This is a genomic window from Actinomycetota bacterium (assembly GCA_035697485.1).
Lineage (GTDB): Bacteria > Actinomycetota > UBA4738 > UBA4738 > HRBIN12 > JAOUEA01.
On the sequence record DASSCU010000058.1, the window covers coordinates 71,967 to 90,167 of the forward strand.

An 18,201-nucleotide genomic window follows, 5' to 3' on the forward strand; every position below is an offset into this window, starting at 1 on the left:
CATCCTCGGCGGAGAGTACCCTCGTCGCGATGACGCCTGAACGTCTCACGAGCCTCGACGCGAGCTTCCTGTACCTGGAGACCCCCGCCGTGCACATGCACGTCGCCGGCATCTCGGTCTTCGATCCGCGCGACGACGGCCCCCTCACCTACGACGACGTGCAACGCGTCGTGGAGGCAAGGCTGCATCTCGCCCCGAGGCTGCGTCAGCGAGTGATGCGCGTGCCGTTCGGGATCGCGCGTCCGCTTTGGGTCGACGACGATCGATTCGACCTCGATTTTCACTTGCGGCGGGCCGCGATCCCGACCCCGGGCGGGAGGTTCCAGCTCGAGCGTGCCGTCGGACGCGTGCTCTCGCGCCCGCTCGACCCCGCCAAGCCGTTGTGGGAGCTCTACGTCTTCGAGGGCCTCGCGGAACGGCGCACCGCCGTGCTCCTGAAGATGCACCATGCGCTCGCAGACGGCATCTCCGGCATGACGATCGCCTCGGCGCTGTTCGACCTCGCGCCCGACGCCGAGATCGGCACGCCGCCGACCACGCAGTGGACCGCCGCGCCTCCCCCGACGCGCGACGAGTTGCTGCGTGATGCTGCCCAAGACCTGGTGCTCCACCCGCTCGAGGCGATCGGCCACGCCGTGGGGACCCCGGCCCGGACGCTGGCCGTCGTGGCCGAGACGCTCTCGGGGGTTCGCGATGTGGTCGATATGGGTGCCCCGCCGGCGGGGCCCTTCGACACGGTGATCGGACCGGCACGACGGTTCGCGATGGCCGAGGCGTCGTTCTCCCGGATCCGCGAGATCAAGCGATCCCTGGGTGGGACCGTGAACGACGTCGTGCTCACGGCCGTGGCGGGCGGCCTGCACGACCTGCTCGAACACCGAGGCGAGGAGACGCGTGGGCGCACGCTGCGTGTGATGGTGCCGGTATCGGTGCGATCGAAGGCGGAGCAAGGCGAGGTGGGCAACCGCGTCGCCCCCGCGTTCGTCGACGTGCCGGTCGGGCGGCTCCGGGCGCGCACACGGCTCCAGCGTGTGCGCCGCGCCACCGGTCAGCTGAAGGAATCGTCGATGGCCGTGGGAGCCGACTCGATCATCGGGCTCGGGGCGTACGCGCCGCCGGCGCTGCATGCGATGGCGGCCCGACTCGCGAGTCGAGGTCGCTGGTTCAACCTCGTGGTGTCGAACGTGCCGGCTCCGCAGGTACCGCTGTACCTCGCGGGCGCGCCGCTCGTCGCGAACTACCCCGCGATGCCGCTGGGCGAGCGCAGTGGACTCTCCGTCGCGTGCACGAGCCTCGCCGGCACGATGGCCTTCGGTCTCACCGCCGACTGGGACTCGCTCCCCGACGTCGACGTCCTCGCCAGGGGCATCGAGACCGCCATCGACGAGCTCGAGAAGGCGGCGGCCGCCCGACCGCGAGCCTGAGTCAGCCCAGGGCCTCGGCGTACCAGTCGGCGACCTCCGTGAGCCATCGGCTCGGTGCCTCCATCTGCGGCACGTGGCCGAGATCAGGGAAGATTCGCGCCCGCCACGTGGGGTGCTCGCGCAGCGCCGCCTCCGCATAGGCGGCCGGGACCAGCCGGTCGCGCCGGCCGTGCACCACGAAGACGGGGCATCGAACCCCGTCCATCGCCCGGCGCGCCACGTCGGGCCGGCAACCGAGCCGTCGCAGCGACCGCCATGCGTCCTGGAACGCCGCCGGCGCGTCCGGGTCCCGAGCCCGTTGCCTCATCTGATCGGCCGTGAGTCGGACGATCTCCTCGGGGATCGAACTCGGATCGGCCGCGATGAGACGGAATCCTAGTCGCACCGCGCGCTCGGCCTCGATCCGGCGCATCCTCGCCTCGAGCACGAGCGGCCCGAGCCCGGGCGTGTCGTAGGCGGCGAACCCGGCGATCACCACCGGATGCGGGAGAGCGCCACGGACCCACGGGAACGGCGAGTTCGTGAGGACCAGACCAGCGATCGAACCTGGCTCGACCGCCGCGTGGAGGATGCCGATCACCCCGCCCATCGAGTTCCCCACGAGCACGACACGCCCGGTCGCACGGCCCGCAACGAACCGGGAGAGCGCCCGGCGTTCGTCCATCAGGCCGGAACCGCGCCCCGCACGCGGCGAGGAGCCGAACCCGGGGAGGTCGAGGGCGATCACGCGCCCGAGGCCCGCGAGGCCGGGAGCAACCTGTAGCCAGTTGACGTGCGAGCCCCCGAGCCCGTGGACGAGCACGAACGTCGTGTCCTGCGGTCCTTCCCACTCCCGGAAGGCGACCGGCCCGTCGATGTATGCGGTGCGCAATTCGGGCAGATCGAGGCTCATCCCGACAGGCTACCGGCGCCCACAGATCCGCCTCGTTGACGGGAACGGCACATCCGGGCGCGTCCGCGCATCGAACGTCCAGTGAGGAGCGGGACGAACGGGAAGGTTTGCGCAGCTCACGGCGTTGGAAGATATACCTGAGCCGGGGCGAGGGGGACGAGATGGCCGAGATGCCGAACCGGGGAGACGGCGGTCGAGGCAGCCTTCACGAGACCTCCACACCCCTTCAGCTTTACAAACGCCAGTCGAACCCTTTACCATACGCACGAGCGGCTGCCAAGGCGTTTTCTTCCGCGCGCCTCGATCCCCTGCGGCCGGTACCGTCCGAACGACCGAGGAACCCGAGTTCCCGAGGACCGACGACGTCGCTTCATGCGATCGAGCGGCCTCGAGGAGGAGCGTGATACGAAGTGCCGGAGCCAGCGCGTCCCCTTGGGACCGATGACGCCGATGACCTGCGCCTCTACCTGGAGGCGGCGGCTCGCGAGCCGCTGCTCACGAAGGAGGAAGAGGTCGAACTCGCCATGACGATCGAGGCGGGCAAGGAGGCAGAGGAGCGCCTCCGCGCCGGGCGTCTGCGGTCCGAGAAGAGCATCGCGAAGGCTCGCCGTGACGTCCGTACGGCCGAGGCCGCGCGTCAGCGATTCATCATGGCCAACCTACGACTGGTCGTGTCCGTGGCCCGGAAGTACCAGGGCCAGGGCCTGCCGCTCCTCGACCTGATCCAAGAGGGGAACATCGGGCTCATGCGCGCGGTCGAGCTGTTCGACTGGCGCCGAGGGTTCAAGTTCTCGACCTACGCCACGTGGTGGATCCGCCAGGGCATCACGCGCGCGATCGCCGATCGCTCGCGCTCGATCCGTCTGCCGGTGCACATCCACGACCGGCTCCGCAAGCTGAACCGCACGCGGTTCCAGTTCGCTCAGTCGATGGGTCGCGAGCCCTCCCGCGAGGAGCTCGCCAAGGCGCTCGACACCACGGTCGAGGAGATCGATGACCTCACCGAGATGGGTCGTCGTGAGCCGCTGTCGCTGCAATCGCCCGTGGGCGAGGACACGGAGCTCGGCGATCTGATCGAGGAGGTCGACTCCGACGCCGCGTTCAACGAGGTCGAGGACGCGCTGCTCCGCGAGGAGATCGGCGGCGCGGTCGACCGCGTGCTCGACGAGCGTGAGCGTCACGTGGTGGCGCTGCGCTACGGACTCGAGAACGGGCAGCCGCTCAGCCTGCGCGAGACCGGCAAGGTGCTCGGTCTCTCCGGGGAGCGTGTGCGGCTGATCGAGCGTGAGGCGCTGCGCAAGCTGCGCGACTCGAACCTGATCAGCGCGGTGGCGCTGGGCTAGCCCGCACGCCACCAAACTCCACCGACGAGCGGCCTTCGGGGCCGCTCGCCGCGTTCTCAGGCAGGTCCAGAACCCACGATGGACGGGGAGACCCCTCTACGTCCAGGGGGGATGCACGACATCACGCCCACCAAGGAAGCCGAGCTGCGGATGGCAGCATCAGGCGCACCGTGAACGACGTGCATGGACACGGTACCGGCGACGAGGTGCGCAAGCAGGTAGAGGTGGGGCTCAAGGCTGTCGTGCGGGACGCGGATCTCGTGACGCGTCAGAGCGGGGACGAGCAGCGTCGAGGCGTCGATCAACGCCGTGGTGCGTCGCATCGGATCCGCGCTCGAGCAACCGCTCGGGCGGCAGGTGGGCGACGTCGGGATGCAGGCCAGCATCGGCTGGAGCGTCTTCCCGTACGCCGGCGACGATGCCCGCACTCTGCCTCGCCTGGCCGACGAGTCGATGTACCGGCGCAAGCGCGGCCGCCCGACGATGACGAGCCTCGAGCAGCGTGCGTGAGCGAACGTGGGCCCGTGTCTCCCGCACGCTACGATGCCGCGCGTGGCTGACGATGCGTTGATCGGATCGATCCTCTCGGCTGTGATCGGCGAGGACGAGGCGATCGCCACTCCCTTCGGGTTGCGGCGCGTCATCTACGCCGACTACACGGCCTCGGGGCGGTCGCTCTCGTTCATCGAGGACTTCATCCGCGATGCTGTGCTCCCGCTCTACGCGAACACGCACACCGAGTCGAGCGGCACGGGGCTGCAGACGACGCGGTTCCGTGAGGATGCGCGGCGCATCGTGCGAGCATCGTGCGGCGCGAACGACCGCGACCACGCGGTGGTCTTCTGCGGCAGCGGGTCGACCGGGGCGATCGCCAAGTTGATCGATTGCCTGGGCCTGCGGCTGCCCGCAGGTCTCGACGACCGGTACGCGTTGCTCGACCGCATCCCGAGGTCGGAACGCCCGGTGGTGTTCATCGGTCCCTACGAGCACCATTCCAACGACCTGCCATGGAGGGAATCGATCGCGGACCTCGTCACGGTGCCCGAGGACCATGACGGCCGCATCGACCTGGCGGCCCTCGAGCGTTCCCTGCGGGAGCACGCGGGTCGTCCGCTGAAGATCGGGAGCTTCTCGGCGGCGTCCAACGTGACCGGCATCCTGTCCGACGTCCCGGCGCTCTCGGCCGTGTTGCGACGTCACGGGGTCCTGTCGTGCTGGGACTACGCCGCGGCTGCTCCGTACGTCGAGATCGAGATGACGCCCGGCGGCGACGAGCGTGCCGCGCTCGACGCGATCTTCGTCTCCCCGCACAAGTTCGTCGGGGGGCCTGGCACGCCGGGGGTGCTCGTGGCCCGGCGCGAGCTCTTCGGCAATCGGGTGCCGAGCGTTCCTGGCGGGGGGACCGTCGCCTACGTGAACCCCACCGAGCACGTGTACCTCGAAGACATCGAGCATCGGGAAGAGGGTGGCACCCCCGACATCGTCGGGTCGATCCGGGCGGGTCTCGTCTTCCAGCTGAAGCGCGCCGTCGGCGCAGAGGCGATCCGACGGCGCGAGGAGTCGTTCACGCATCGGGCGATGCATCGATGGGAGGAGAACCCGGCGATCGAGATCCTCGGGAGCCAAGACCTTTCGCGGCTGTCGATCGTGTCGTTCGTCGTCCGGCACGAGGGACGCTACCTGCACCACAACTTCGTGGTCGCGGTCTTGAACGACCTGTTCGGCGTGCAGGCGCGAGGAGGGTGCTCCTGCGCAGGCCCCTACGGACACCGGCTGCTCGGCATCGATCTCGACACGTCGCACGAGTTCGAGCGCGAGATCGCCCGCGGGTGCGAGGGCATCAAACCGGGGTGGGTGCGGGTGAACTTCAACTACTTCATCACCGAGGCCGTGTTCGAGTACGTGCTCGACGCGGTGGACTTGATCGCGACGCACGGCTGGCGGCTGCTGCCCCGGTATCGCTTCGATCCGGCGACGGGCATGTGGCACCACGAGGACGGCCAGCCGGAGCCCCCGATGTCGCTCGACGACGTCGGGTACGCGGGAGGCGAGATGGCGTTCACCGGCCACCGCTACCGGGCGCCCGAGTCGGCCCTGGCCGGCTACCTCGACGAGGCCCGAGCCGTGCTCGCCGCGCCGCCGTCGCCGATGTTGCGTGACGCGCGCGTCGAGGTCGGCGAGGACTTCGAGCACCTGCGATGGTTCTGGCTGCCCGAGGAGATCGCCGCCCGAGTCTGAGCCGGCGGGCGTCTACCGGCGACCGATTGCACGATCGAGCGCCACGCGCAGCAGACCGAGCTGGGTCATCGAGTCGAAGAGCTCGCCGGACCGGACCGCCTCGACGGCGTCGGCGAACGGCATCCAGCGCAGCGCGAGCACCTCGGTCCCGTCGGGTTCGGGTTCGCCCTCACTGAGGCCGATCGCAACGTAGAGGACACCGGTCTCGTCGGTCGCCGAGTTGGCGAGGGAGAATCGCATCAGCTCGCGCCACGTCGCCGCCCGGTAGCCGGTCTCCTCGGCGAGCTCCCGGCGTGCCCCCTCGAGCGGGTCGTCGCCGATCGGCACCCCGCCCTCGGGGATCTCCCAGGAGTACCGCTCGAGTGTGTACCGGTACTGTCCGACGAGGAGCACCCGGTCGTGCTCGTCGAGCGCGACCACGCCCACGGCGTGCGTGCGCGGGTGGACGACGCCGTAGACGCCGGGCTCCCCGTCGGGCCGCAGCACCTCGTCGTGATACACCTGGATCCACTCGTTCTCGTAGGCCAGCGACCGCGAGGTGCGCGTCCATGGGCTCGGCATGTCATCGGGCGGGATCACGACGGGCCTCCGGCGATCGTCCGGGCGCGCGCGACGGCGACCTCGAGCGCGACGCGGAAACGCTCGCGGAACGTCGTCGGCGATTCCCCGGGATGTGGCACGAGCGCGTCGCCGTAGACCACCCCCAGCGTGTGGCGTCGCAGCAGCGACGTCCGATCGAGGCCGGAGCGTGGCCAGACGTCGTGCGTACCCCAGATCCCCACCGGCACGACGGGTGCTCCAGACGGGATCGCGATGCGCGTGAGTCCCGAGCGGATGCGCTGGAGCCCGTCCTCGGGATCGTCGCCCACCCGTCCCTCGGGGAAGATGCCGACGCACGAACCGCTCTCTGCGGCCGCCACGGCGTCGGCGAGGGCGCCGGTGTCGCCGGTGCCTCGGCGGATCGGAACCTGTCGCGCCTGCACGAGGATCCAGCCGATCACCCCCCGGAAGACCTCGGCCGCGATCAGGTTACGGGTCGCGCGCCATCGGTGGGTGCCCGTGACGGCCGAGACCGCCGGACCGTCGAGCACGCTCAGGTGGTTCGGGGCGAGGATCACCGCGCCGCTCTTGGGAACGTGCTCGATGCCCTCGATGCGGATCCTGAAGACGATCGACATCACGGCGCGCACCAGTGGCGCGCCGAGCGTCCAGATCCAGTTCATCTCTCGCTCGTGCACGCGCGGATGCTACCGGGCTGCCCGAACCGCGGTCGGGGCGTTCAGACGTCGACCCCCGGGAAGACCACCACCGACCGGATCACCTCGCCCCCCAGCATGGCCCGCACCGCCTCGTTCAGGTCTTCTTCGGTGAGCGCGATCTCGCGGGTCACCATCGCATCGAGGTCCAAGGAGCCTTCGATCGCCCACCGCGCCATCCGGGGGAAGTCCTCGTGCGGGATCGGATCGCCTCCATCGGTGACGAGAAGGTTCACCTTGTGCGGATATGCCGCTCGATCCGAGCCGTTCCAGGGGATCGTGACCTCGCTCGGGACGGGTGGGACGCCGATCGCGACGGCGGTGCCCGCGAAGCCGAGCATCTCCACCGCCTGGCGCACGCACTCGGGCCGACCCACCGCCTCGAGGGCCACGTCGACGCCCTCGCCACCGGTCAACCGGCGGACCGCCCCGACGGGATCGCCCGCCGATGCGTCGACCGTGTCGGTGGCTCCGAACCCGACAGCCCACTCGAGCTTCGCCGGCACGACGTCGACCGCGATCAGCCTCGTCGCGCCGGCGATCCGCGACCCCTGCAGGGCCGCGAGGCCGATGCCGCCGAGGCCGATCACCGCGACCGTCGCGCCCGGCCACACCTTCGCGGTCTGGATCGAAGCTCCGACCCCGGTCGAGACGCCGCAGCCGAGCAGGCAGGCGCGGGAGAGGGCGAGGGCGTCGGGCATCGGGACGATCTGTGGCTCCGTCACCACGGTGTGGGTCGCCAGGGTGCCGCAGTGCAGAACGCCGGTGAGCACCTGCCCACCCGCGCGATGGAGGCGCGGCGGCTGGTGCAGCTCATGTCCGCATCGGCGCGGCGCACCTCGCAGGCACTGTCGGCACCGCCCGCACGGCACCGCCCAGGTGATGACGACGCGGTCGCCGGCGGCCACGGAGGTGACCCCGTTGCCGACGGCCTCGACGACGCCGGCCCCTTCGTGGCCGAGCAGCATCGGCCAGGGCGCGCCCCAGTTCCCGTGCTCGATCGCCCACACATCGCTGTGACACACGCCGCTCGCTGCGAGCCGCACGAGGACCTCGCCGGGTCCGGGATCGTCCACCACGATCGGCTCGACACGGATCGCGGCGCCCCGGTGGTCGACCACCGCTCCGAGGCCGTCCCTCTTCATGGGTCCCCCTGCTCGCCGAGAGGCGGCCATGCTAGCGTCAGCCGCGTGGACATCCATGCGTTGCGGGAGCTCGCCGCCGCCCGGTACGGAAGGTTCGTCTCGGAGCTCGAGGAGATGGTCAACGTCGACTGCGGCTCGTACACGCCCGACGGCGTGAACGCGATCGCCGACCTGTGCGAGTCGCGGATGCGGGCGCGCGGATGGTCGGTCGAGCGCCGCGCCCACGAGCCCGGCGAAGACGAGCCCCAGCTCGGCGATCTCGTGATCGGGACCCTCGAGGGTGGTGGGGGGCCGAACGTGCTGCTCGTCGGGCATATGGACACCGTGTTCGACGAAGGCACCGTGGCCGAGCGACCGTTCCGCATCGAGGGCGACCTCGCGCGGGGGCCGGGAGTGTCCGACATGAAGGGCGGATTGCTGACCGGATTCCATGCGGTCGACGTACTGCAGGACGCCCGATTCGTCGGATTCGGCCGCATCACCTACGTTTGCAACCCCGACGAGGAGATCGGCTCGCCGACGTCGGGACCGGTGATCCGAGCGCTCGCGCCCGCGCACGACGCGGCGTTCGTGCTGGAAGGGGCCCGGGCCAACGGCGACATCGTGAGTGCCCGCAAGGGCATCACGGACTACGCGATCGAGTTCGTCGGGCGCGCGGCGCATGCCGGCGTCGAGCCCGAGAAGGGGGCGAACGCGGTGCTCGCGGCCGCGAAAGCGACGATCGCGATGCAGGCGCTGAACGGTCGCTGGCCTGGCGTGACCGTGAACGTCGGCGTCGCTCGGGGGGGCACCCGCACGAACGTGGTGGCTGAACGCTGCATCCTCCAGGTCGACCTGCGTTCGCCCGAGCTCGCGACCCTCGAGGAGGCCGAGACCGAGATCGATCGCATCTGCGCAGCCCACGGTGTGACCGGCGTGACCGCGCGGGTCGAGGGTAACGGGTGGCACCGCCCGATGGAGAAGCAGGAGGGCGGCGCCCGTCTCGCGGCACTCGCGATCGAGATCGCGTCGGAGCTCGGGTTCGAGCTGCGCGACGCCGCCACGGGCGGCGCGAGCGACGCCAACACGACGAGCGCCGCCGGCACGCCGACGATCGACGGGCTCGGGCCGATCGGGGGCGACGACCATGCTCCGGCCGAGTGGCTCGACCTCACGAGCGTCGTGCCTCGCGTGACCTTGCTCGCGGGGTTGATCTCGAGGGCCTGACGATGCACGACGAGCTCGGCCCGCCATTCGTCGAGGATTACCGCGAGCTCGTCGAAGGCATCCCCGCGATCGTGTACATCGATCACCCCGACGAGTTCTCCACGAACTTCTACACGAGCCCGCAGGCCGAGGCGCTGCTCGGCTATACGCAGGAGGAGTGGGGCGACCCTGAACTCTGGATGCGCGTCATGCATCCCGACGACGCCGACGCGGTCCGCGAGGAGAACGATCGCTCGAACAGCGACGGCCAGCCGTTCCACGCCGAGTATCGAATCGTCGCCAAGGACGGGCGCATCGTGTGGATCCGCGACCATGCGCTCCTCGTGCGCGATGAGCACGGCGAACCGATGTACTGGCGCGGCCTGATGCTCGACGTTACCGCCGAGAAGGAGGCCGAGGAGAAGCTGCGGTGGAGCCTCGAGGTGCTGCGTCGCACGATCGAGCAGCGTCGCGAGCTGGCGCAGAAGATCGAGACTGCGCAGGAAGAGGAACGCCGCCGGATCGCGGCCGACATCCACGACGATCCGATCCAGGTGATGAGCGCGGTCGACCTGCGGCTCGCGATGCTGGCCGAGCAGCCCGAGACGATCACGACCGCCGCCCTGGGCGAGCTGCAGTCGACGGTGCGCGGGTCGATCGAGCGGCTGCGATCGCTCGTGTTCGAGCTACGGCCGGCGGCGCTGGACAGCGAGGGTCTCGTCGTCGCGATCGATCAGTACCTCGCCCGTTCGGCGAAGGAGACCGGTTGGACCCACGAAGTGGTCGATGAGCTCACCCAGGAACCGGAGGCCGAGCTGCGGGCGGCGCTCTATCGCATCGTGCAGGAAGCCGTCGCGAACGCTCACAAGCACGCGGACGCGCGGCACGTCTCGGTGTGCCTCACGACGGCGGGGGACGGGGTGACGGTGGTCGTGGCCGACGACGGATCTGGGTTCGACACCGAGGGCGTGGGCACGCCCGTGCCAGGGCATCTCGGGCTCGCAACGATGATCGAGCGCGCCGAACTGGTCGGCGGGTGGTGTCGCGTCTCCAGCGCCGCCGACGCCGGGACCACGGTGGGGTGCTGGCTCCCGTCGGACGGGAACCCCGACGTCTGAGACCTGCCCGATCGTCAGTCGGGCTCGAGCGCCGGGGCGAGTACGGGCGCCGACTCGTTCGCCACCACGAGCAGATCGGCGTCGAAGACGGCCCGGAATCGTTGCGCCACGGCGCGTGGGCGCCACCCGCTCGGCACCGGCGCGACCACCTCGAAGCCGCCGCGCCTCCAGTTGCAGGAGATCGGAGACGGGGCGCCCGGCGGGATGCGGCGGTTCAGCTCGTCGGCGAGGGTGAGCGCGGTCGCCGCGCGCAGGACCGCGGGCCGGTCGTCGTCGGGCACGAGCCGACCATACGGTCCGAGCCGTGTGTCGTCGTCGGCTTGGCGCAGGATGGCGGTGAGCGCTCCGAGGTCGGCGTGGGAGAACCCGGCGACGTCCGCTGCGATCACGATGTTGGCGGCGTGCTCGAACCGGTCGTAGTAGTCGATCGCTCGTCCGATGTCGAGCAGGGTCGCCGCGTGCGCCAACATCTCGCGCACGCGCGGGGGCGCCGACCGGTCGAGCGCCTGGATCAGGTCCGCCGCGAGACCGGTGCGACGCTCGGCGGTCGCCGCGTTCCACGTGTGGAATCGCGCCGCGAGGGTCGCGACCGAGATCGAACGGACCCATTCCGGCGACGGGGCGGTCGCGCCGGTTGTCGCGAGCGCGAGTCCCTCCCGCAGCCCGCGACTCGACACGACGATCTCGCTCGCGCCGAGGTGCTTCGCGATCCCCTGGATCACGAGGGCGCCGCCGACGATCGTGTCGGAACGGTCGGGGTTCAGCCCCGGGATCTGGGCACGGCGCTTCAGCGATCGTCCTGCAAGCTCGTCGATCACGGCGGCCAGACGCTTGTCGGCCAACCGATATCCGTGCAGCAGGGGGAGCGGGTAGTCCGTGCGGCGCAGGTCGATCTTCGCGAGGTTCCGCACGGTACCTCCGATGCCGACGAGCTGCTCGTGCCGACCGAGCTCCGTGATCCCCGCCTCGGCCATCGACGACTTCACGGCCTTGCGGAGCGCCCGGATCTCCAGCTCGTCCGGCGGATCGGACGTGAGGAAGGCGTCGCTCACGCGCAGGGACCCGAGCGGCATCGACCAGGAGCGCACGAGCTGTCGATCTCGGAACGACGAGATCTCGGCGCTGCCTCCGCCCACGTCGAACGTGCACCCGCTCGTCACCGGCAGGTCGTGCACCGCCCCGAAGAACCCGAGCATCGCTTCGTGGTCGCCGTCGATCGTCTGCAGCGGCACGCCCAGCCGATGGGACCGTTCGATCAGCTCCTGCCCATCGACCGCATCGCGCACGGCCGACGTCGCGACGGCGATCATCTGCCACGCGCCGGCGCCCTTGGCGACCGCGACGAAGTCGCGGAGCGCCTCGAGCGTGCGCTCGATCGCATCGGGGCCGAGCCTGTCGGAGTCGCGCAGCTCGCGAGCCAGGCGCAGCGGGGCACGCGCGTCCTCGATCACGTCGAGGTGCTCGCCCTGCCGGAGCCGGAACACGATCATGCGTCCGGAGTTCGAGCCGAGGTCGACGACGGCGAAGGGTCGGTCGTCGGGTGCCGGATCCAAGACCGCGCTCACGTGCCCGATGCTCCCACATCACGGTTGCCGGACGGTGAACGGCCCGCCGACGAGGTTGACACGTCGGGTGGCGTCCTTCCAGACTCGAACGCGCAGATGCCAACGGCCTAGCACGACTTGACCCGCCGGGGTTGTACCCCTGCTTCCGTGCGTCGCCGCGCGACGGCCGAATCTGACACCCACGGACGGCATCCTCGCCGGCACGCGATCGCACCTCGAGAGGAAGACCGTGCGACGACTGCGACCGGAGACCGTGTACCTCGTTTACTCCACGGGCGAGGGCTTCTTCTTCCACCTCATGTCGGTGCTGTTCAGCGTCTTCCTGATCGTCGAGCTCGAGCTCGGGCCGTTCCAGCTGCTGCTGCTCGGGACGGTGCTCGAGCTGACCTACCTGCTGTTCGAGGTGCCGACCGGGGTCGTCGCCGACACCGTGAGCCGCCGCCTCTCGGTCGTGATTGGACTGTTCGGCACCGGGGCCGCGTACCTGGTGCTGGGCGTCGCCGGATCCTTCGCGGTCGCCGTGCTCTCCCAGGCGATGTGGGGGGTGTTCGCCACGTTCCAGAGCGGTGCCGACGTCGCGTGGCTCACCGACGAGATCGGAGAAGAGGCGGCACAGCCGATGTACCTGCGCAGCGAGCAGTGGTGGCAGTGGGGCTCGCTCGTCGGCATCGCGGTGGGAGTGACGATCGCGTCGTTCACGACCCTGCGGACGCCGATCCTGGTCTCGGGGTTCGGATTCGTCGCGCTCGGCGTCTTCATGGCGATCGCGATGCGTGAGGAGGGGTTCCGGCCTGAACGCCGTGAAGGCGAACGCCTGCACACATCGTTCGCCACGACGGTGCGCGAGGGCGCGGCCGCGGTGCGGGCCCACCACGTGCTGCTGCTGATCCTCGGCACGGCAGCGCTGCACGGCATGTCGACCGAGGGTTTCGACCGCCTGAGCGATCTGCACCTGCTGGAAGACATCGGGCTGCCGTCGGGGGGCGAGCTCGCGCTCCCGGTGTGGTTCGGCATCCTCGATGGGGGCGCGCTGCTGCTCGGCATCGGCGCCCTGGCGATCGTGAAGCACCGGGTGCACCTGCAGGGACACGGTGCGGTGGCTCGGGTGTTGGCGGTCGTCGACGTGGTGCTGGTCGTCGCGGTCGTGGCGTTCGCGCTGTCGTCGAGCTTCTGGCTCGCGCTCGGGATGTTCTGGCTCGTGGGCACCCTACGCAGCGTGAGGGAACCCGTGTTCACGGCATGGATCAATCAGGGTCTGGACGCCAAGACCCGCGCCACGATCAACTCGGTCGGCGCGCAGTCCGACGCGATCGGCCAGGCGGCGGGTGGGCCGGGCATCGGGCTGATCGCGCGATCGGTCTCGGTTCCCACGGCGCTGGTCGTGTCGGGCCTGCTGCGTCTGCCGGCGCTGTTCCTCTACGCACGCGCGATCACGCGAGGCACGGCCGGCACGCTCGCACCGGATCAGATCGACGAGGAGCTGCATCTCGAGGACGCACCGTCGAGGGCAGAGGTGCCGGAGGGACCAGGCGAGCCGGCGGAGCCGTAGCAGCCGCCGTCAGGGGTTCGCGGGCGGCACCTCGATCACGGAGCGCCTGCGCCCCTTCGACGACTCGCTGCGCTCCCAGTCGCGGATCGCCTCGGCGAGGCCGATCAGGATCGCGCTGCCCCCGGTCATGGCGACGAGCCTGCCGAGGGGCGATCGCTTCAGCCCGGGGACCCGCATGATGAGCGGCACGGAGACGATCACGGCGCCGGCGAGCACGTTCCGCATGCGTCGGCCCGCGGGCGATTCGAGGAACTCCAGCAGCTCGTCAGCGGCGATGCCTGCCGTCTCGGCGAGGTGCTTGATGCGCTCCATGCTGTTCATGCCATCAAGGGTAGCGCGGGTTCCTCGGAGCGAAGGGTGCTCATCGCGGCGCTCGAGCCTCGAATCACCCTTCCGCACGAGCCCCGAAGGGGGTCGCGGGTGCCGGTGTCTGCACCGAGATACGCGCGTCGACGACGACGGCGCCGTCCGTGTGCACGATGACCGGGTTGCAGTCCATCTCCGTGATCGCGTCGTGCGTCGTCGCGATCGCGCCGAGCCGCAGCACCACGTCGGTGAGCGCGGCGACGTCGGCCGGCTCGGCGCCCCGGAACCCGTCGAGCAGCGGGAACGTCGCCAGCGAGCGCACCATCTCGTGGGCGTCGAGGTCGGTGAGTGGGGCGACCCGCACGGCGACGTCGCGCGTGAGCTCCACGGTCACGCCGCCCGCCCCCACGGCGATGACCGGCCCGAACACGGGATCGGCCACTGCGCCGACGATCATCTCGACGCCAGGCGGCACCATCTCCTGCACGAGGAACCCGTCGAACGGCTCCCCGGTCGCGGCGACGCGTTCGGCCATCGCCGTGGCCGCGTCCCGCACGTCGGCGGGGACGAGGTCCAGCACGACGGCACCGGATTCCGTCTTGTGGATCGGGCCGATCGCCTTGAGCGCGACCGTCCCATCGAACGATGCCGCCGCATCGGCGGCCTCCTCGGGCGTCGTCGTGTGCGCCTGTCGCGCCGTTGGCACCCCGTAGCAATCGAGGAGGGTCCGAACCTCCTCTGGGGTGAGCCACCCCTCCCCGCGCGTGAGGGCGTCCGCGATCACCGCCGCCGCCTGGTCCTCACGGACATCGAACGTCGGCACGGTGCCCTCGGGCTTCGCTCGCCACACCCCGAGCTCGGTCGCGTGCGCGAGGGCGATGGCGGCCTGTTCCGGGTATGCGAACGAGGGGATGCGTACGCCGGGGGCCCGCAGCGCATCGGGCAGTCCGCGCGACGACATGAAGCACGTGAGCACCGGGATACGACCGTCGATCCCGGTGATCGCTTCCACCATCGCGGTCGCCACGGCAGGGGCGTCGGATTCGAGCGGCGGGATGTAGATCGCGATCATCGCGTCGACGTTCGGATCGTCGGCCACCGTGCCGATCGCCCGTCCGTAGTCCTCCGGTGTGGCCGAGGCGATCATGTCCACGGGATTCGAGAGCGAGGCCTCGTCGGGGAGGAACGCCTCGAGGGCCGCCACCGTGTCGGTCGCGAGCTCGGGCACGGACAAGCCGTTCGCCTCGCACGTGTCGGCGCACAGGATGCCCAGCCCGCCGGCGTTCGTGACGATCGCGACGCGCCCACCCGCGGGCACGGGCTGGTTCGCGAGCAGCGTCGCGACGTCGAACATCTCCTCCAGCGTGTCTGTGCGGATCACGCCGTGCTGACGGAAGAGGGCGTCGACGGTCGTGTCGCTGGCCGCCAACAGGGCCCCCGTGTGCGACGAGGCGGCGCGCTGCCCGGCCACGCTGCGTCCGGACTTCACCACGACGACCGGCTTCGTGCGGCCGATGCGACGGGCGAGCCGGCCGAATCGGCGAGGGTTCCCGAAGCTCTCGAGGTAGAGCAGCACCAGATCGGTCCGGTCGTCCTGCTCCCAGTAGCAGAGCAGGTCGTTGCCGGAGACGTCGGCCTTGTTGCCCACCGAGACGAACGTCGAGAGGCCGAGGCCGAGCGCGGACGCCTGTCCCATCACCGCGAGGCCTAAAGCGCCGCTCTGCGACAGGAAGCCCACGCGTCCCGTGGGTGGCCACGCCGTAGAGAACGTGCCGTTCAGCACGAGCTCAGGGTCGGTGTTGACGACGCCCATGCAGTTCGGACCGATCAGGCGCATCCCACTGGCGCGGCATACCTCGAGCAGGTCGTGCTGCCGCGTGAGTCCCTCGGGGCCGGTCTCGCCGAACCCCGCGGAGATCACGATGAGGCCGCGGACGCCCTTCGCGGCGCACTGCCCGGCGACGTCGACCACCCCAGCAGCCGGCACCGCGATGAACGCGACCTCGACCTCGCCTGGCACGTCGACCACCGAAGGGTAGGCGGGCACGCCCTGCACGGCCGGCGTGCTCGGGTTCACCGGGTAGACCACGCCCTGGAAGGGCCCAGACAACAGGTTGTGCAGCAGGCGCCCCCCGATCGAGGACGGGTCGCGCGAGGCGCCGATCACGGCGACCGCCGTCGGCTCGAGCAGCAGGCGCACGGCCGCGGCCGCCGCACGGTCCTCCCGCTCCTCGTAGCGTTCGGCGGCTTCCTCGGTGATCTCGGTGGGGAATTCGACCTCGACCTCGCCTGGCACCGCGCGGATGCGCACCGCGAACCCCGTGCGACGGAAGACGTCGATCATGCGGTGGTTCTCGGGCAGCACCTGCGCCACGAAGGTCTCGATGCCGTTGGCCTGCGCCGCCTGGGCGAGATGGGCGATCAGGATCGATCCGAGGCCGTGGCCCTGCAGGGCGTCGGCGATGCTGACGCTCACCTCGGCCCGCGGTGCCGAGCCCTGTCGGACGTACTGCGCACCCCCGACGACCGTGCCTTCGGGCCCGCCCGCGAACGCGAGCAGGGTCAGGTGATCGAGGTAGTCGACGTCGACCGTCCTGGCGGCCACGTCGGTGATGTCGACCGACATGCCCCAGAACCGCAAACGCCGCGACTCGTCCGACAGCCCGATCAGGTAGTCCTCGACGCGGACGCGGTCCTCGGCCCGTGCGGGACGGATATGCACCGTGCTGCCGTCGCGCAATACGACGTCGGTCTCTCGATGGGCCGGGTATCGGCCCCGACCGTCTTCTGGGTCCCTCATCGCGCAGGCGAAGGGAACACCGCAGGAACCCGAACGCTCCAGGTCAGATCGTCCGGGTGAACGCTCGGGATCGGGGCCGGCTCGCATGAAGCTCGTGCTCGTCGACCTCTCCGGCATCTCGTGCCCTGGTTGCTCGAGCGCATGCCGTCACTATCTCACCGCTATCCGACTGGTTCCCAGATCGACGGCGCTGCTGTCGGCGTCGCGATCCTGGTGAGCACCGTCGTCTCCGCGCCTTTGACGGGTCCTCTCGCCGAGGCTAGCCTCTGGCGGCGATGTCACATGTCTGAGATCTCCTCACCGTCGGCCTAGCTTCCCCGTCGGCCCGGCACGAAGCCGCCGCAGGACATGCGGTGCTTGTCGAAGCGGTTCCCGGACAGTTGTCCCCGGTCGACGTCCGGGCATCCGCGGGTGAGAGGAGATCGTCATGAGCAGTTCACTACTCGAGGCGGCGTTCGCACACCACGTGTGGGCAACCTTGCGGGTGATCGATGCATGTCTCGCCCGTAGCGCCGAGGAGCTAGAGACTAGCGTTCTCGGCACGCGGGGACCGATGCTCGACACGCTTCGCCACGTCGTCGCCGGCGACACGTTAGACCTCTACATCCTGACTGGTGATCGCGCATTCGACATCGACGTAGGACACGTGTCGCTCGCCGAGGCTCGCGTCGTCATGGAGCGCAACGGGCCTGGATGGGCAGAGCTCATCTCCCGGTCGCTCGACCCCGATGCGATAGTGCGAGAAGTCGACGCGACCGACGGGTACGAACGGTGGGCTCCCGTCGGATTCAGGCTCGCGGCGGCGCTGGATCATGGGGCGATCATCGCAGTCAGATCTGCACAGCCCTCACGACGCTCGGTGTGGAGCCGCCGACGATCGATGTTTACAACTTCGGACCAGACACGCGTCGGGTCGTGGAGAAGTGTCCGGACGCGTAGCGCTTGCCGCGACAAAGCGGCCTAAGGAGCACGTTCGGGCAGTTGCTGGGGCCCTGTTGAGGGTCCTCAGGGCAAGGGCGGAAAGATCAGAGCGTATGGGTGAGCGCTCGTGATTGGGGTCGGGTGGCTTGAACGCTGCGAGCCGCGTCATGGTCCATGGCTCGTCGAAGCCGCGACGCGTAGACACCTGCGCAACCGCGGCCCGGGCGAGCGGATGGTTCTTGCACCGTTCCTGCGCTCGCGCGGTTCCGCTGGTCACGCATCGCGGAGGCGGACGGGAATCGAACCCGCCTGGGAGCATGCGCCCCCACGTCGGTTTTGAAGACCGCGGGGCCCACCAGGAACCCTGACGCCTCCGTCTCAAGGCTACCCGCCTCGTGGGGCGCCAACCGGCGGTCGTTGGATACACTGGCACTAATCCAATCCAGACTAGGAGCGCGG

At 70.1% G+C, this 18,201-nt stretch carries 15 protein-coding genes and 1 tRNA gene; 8 read left to right on the top strand and 8 right to left on the bottom strand.

The window, feature by feature from the left end; all coding sequences use genetic code 11:
- Positions 1 to 29 precede the first annotated feature (29 nt).
- Positions 30 to 1,424: a wax ester/triacylglycerol synthase family O-acyltransferase gene (locus tag VFI59_14815; GenBank protein HET6714963.1), complete on the top strand. Its 1,395-nt coding sequence runs from the start codon at positions 30 to 32 to the stop codon at positions 1,422 to 1,424.
- Between the two features lies 1 nt (position 1,425).
- Here VFI59_14815 and VFI59_14820 read toward each other — a convergent pair whose 3' ends face one another.
- On the bottom strand, positions 1,426 to 2,316 hold the full coding sequence (locus VFI59_14820) for an alpha/beta fold hydrolase (GenBank protein HET6714964.1): 891 nt from the start codon (positions 2,314 to 2,316) through the stop codon (positions 1,426 to 1,428).
- A gap of 410 nt (positions 2,317 to 2,726) precedes the next feature.
- On the opposite strand from VFI59_14820, the gene VFI59_14825 reads away from it, so the two are divergent.
- The 3 genes from VFI59_14825 to VFI59_14835 all read left to right on the top strand — a co-directional run bounded on the left by VFI59_14825 (position 2,727) and on the right by VFI59_14835 (position 5,897).
- Positions 2,727 to 3,659, top strand: coding sequence for a sigma-70 family RNA polymerase sigma factor (locus VFI59_14825; GenBank protein ID HET6714965.1), 933 nt, complete (start codon positions 2,727 to 2,729; stop codon positions 3,657 to 3,659).
- A 309-nt stretch (positions 3,660 to 3,968) separates the two neighbouring features.
- Positions 3,969 to 4,169: a hypothetical protein gene (locus VFI59_14830; GenBank protein ID HET6714966.1), complete on the top strand. Its 201-nt coding sequence runs from the start codon at positions 3,969 to 3,971 to the stop codon at positions 4,167 to 4,169.
- A 33-nt stretch (positions 4,170 to 4,202) separates the two neighbouring features.
- Positions 4,203 to 5,897 carry an aminotransferase class V-fold PLP-dependent enzyme gene (locus VFI59_14835; GenBank protein HET6714967.1) on the top strand — a complete coding sequence of 565 codons (1,695 nt, stop codon included), beginning with the start codon at positions 4,203 to 4,205 and terminating at the stop codon, positions 5,895 to 5,897.
- A gap of 12 nt (positions 5,898 to 5,909) precedes the next feature.
- On the opposite strand, the gene VFI59_14840 is transcribed toward VFI59_14835, so the two are convergent.
- Genes VFI59_14840 through VFI59_14850 form a run of 3 tightly spaced genes read right to left on the bottom strand, consistent with a single transcriptional unit; the run spans position 5,910 to position 8,298 of the window.
- Positions 5,910 to 6,476, bottom strand: a complete 567-nt coding sequence (locus VFI59_14840; protein ID HET6714968.1) for an NUDIX hydrolase — start codon at positions 6,474 to 6,476, stop codon at positions 5,910 to 5,912.
- Positions 6,473 to 7,135: a lysophospholipid acyltransferase family protein gene (locus VFI59_14845; protein ID HET6714969.1), complete on the bottom strand. Its 663-nt coding sequence runs from the start codon at positions 7,133 to 7,135 to the stop codon at positions 6,473 to 6,475. Before VFI59_14845 ends, VFI59_14840 begins: the two co-directional genes overlap by 4 nt.
- A 41-nt stretch (positions 7,136 to 7,176) precedes the next feature.
- On the bottom strand, positions 7,177 to 8,298 hold the full coding sequence (locus tag VFI59_14850) for an alcohol dehydrogenase catalytic domain-containing protein (protein HET6714970.1): 1,122 nt from the start codon (positions 8,296 to 8,298) through the stop codon (positions 7,177 to 7,179).
- Between the two features lie 45 nt (positions 8,299 to 8,343).
- Between VFI59_14850 and VFI59_14855 the strand changes: the two genes are divergently transcribed.
- Complete coding sequence (locus VFI59_14855) at positions 8,344 to 9,504, top strand: M20 family metallopeptidase (GenBank protein ID HET6714971.1); 1,161 nt, start codon at positions 8,344 to 8,346, stop codon at positions 9,502 to 9,504.
- A 2-nt stretch (positions 9,505 to 9,506) separates the two neighbouring features.
- A complete protein-coding gene (locus VFI59_14860; protein ID HET6714972.1) occupies positions 9,507 to 10,601 on the top strand; it encodes a PAS domain-containing protein in 1,095 nt (364 codons plus the stop codon).
- Positions 10,602 to 10,615: 14 nt separating this feature from the next.
- Here VFI59_14860 and VFI59_14865 read toward each other — a convergent pair whose 3' ends face one another.
- Positions 10,616 to 12,166 carry a Ppx/GppA phosphatase family protein gene (locus VFI59_14865; GenBank protein HET6714973.1) on the bottom strand — a complete coding sequence of 517 codons (1,551 nt, stop codon included), beginning with the start codon at positions 12,164 to 12,166 and terminating at the stop codon, positions 10,616 to 10,618.
- A gap of 229 nt (positions 12,167 to 12,395) precedes the next feature.
- Between VFI59_14865 and VFI59_14870 the strand changes: the two genes are divergently transcribed.
- Positions 12,396 to 13,715 (top strand): MFS transporter, encoded by a 1,320-nt coding sequence (locus VFI59_14870; protein ID HET6714974.1) that lies wholly within the window; start codon positions 12,396 to 12,398, stop codon positions 13,713 to 13,715.
- Positions 13,716 to 13,724: 9 nt separating this feature from the next.
- Here the strand turns inward: VFI59_14870 and VFI59_14875 are convergent, their stop codons facing one another.
- Together VFI59_14875 and VFI59_14880 are read right to left on the bottom strand one after the other, a co-directional pair.
- Positions 13,725 to 14,036: a hypothetical protein gene (locus VFI59_14875; GenBank protein HET6714975.1), complete on the bottom strand. Its 312-nt coding sequence runs from the start codon at positions 14,034 to 14,036 to the stop codon at positions 13,725 to 13,727.
- Between the two features lie 64 nt (positions 14,037 to 14,100).
- A complete protein-coding gene (locus VFI59_14880; protein ID HET6714976.1) occupies positions 14,101 to 16,821 on the bottom strand; it encodes a GNAT family N-acetyltransferase in 2,721 nt (906 codons plus the stop codon).
- Between the two features lie 427 nt (positions 16,822 to 17,248).
- On the opposite strand from VFI59_14880, the gene VFI59_14885 reads away from it, so the two are divergent.
- A complete protein-coding gene (locus VFI59_14885; protein ID HET6714977.1) occupies positions 17,249 to 17,785 on the top strand; it encodes a hypothetical protein in 537 nt (178 codons plus the stop codon).
- A gap of 240 nt (positions 17,786 to 18,025) precedes the next feature.
- Here VFI59_14885 and VFI59_14890 read toward each other — a convergent pair.
- Positions 18,026 to 18,117, bottom strand: a tRNA-Sec gene (locus VFI59_14890).
- Positions 18,118 to 18,201: the final 84 nt, after the last annotated feature.

What these genes read in the sequence shown, in the direction of transcription:
- VFI59_14815 (HET6714963.1), top strand. Translation starts at nt 30, where the DNA reads ATGACGCCTGAACGTCTCACGAGCCTCGACGCGAGCTTCCTGTACCTG.
- VFI59_14820 (HET6714964.1), bottom strand. Translation starts at nt 2,316, where the DNA reads ATGAGCCTCGATCTGCCCGAATTGCGCACCGCATACATCGACGGGCCG.
- VFI59_14835 (HET6714967.1), top strand. Translation starts at nt 4,203, where the DNA reads ATGCCGCGCGTGGCTGACGATGCGTTGATCGGATCGATCCTCTCGGCT.
- VFI59_14850 (HET6714970.1), bottom strand. Translation starts at nt 8,298, where the DNA reads ATGAAGAGGGACGGCCTCGGAGCGGTGGTCGACCACCGGGGCGCCGCG.
- VFI59_14860 (HET6714972.1), top strand. Translation starts at nt 9,507, where the DNA reads ATGCACGACGAGCTCGGCCCGCCATTCGTCGAGGATTACCGCGAGCTC.
- VFI59_14875 (HET6714975.1), bottom strand. Translation starts at nt 14,036, where the DNA reads ATGAACAGCATGGAGCGCATCAAGCACCTCGCCGAGACGGCAGGCATC.
- VFI59_14880 (HET6714976.1), bottom strand. Translation starts at nt 16,821, where the DNA reads ATGAGGGACCCAGAAGACGGTCGGGGCCGATACCCGGCCCATCGAGAG.
- VFI59_14885 (HET6714977.1), top strand. Translation starts at nt 17,249, where the DNA reads ATGAGCAGTTCACTACTCGAGGCGGCGTTCGCACACCACGTGTGGGCA.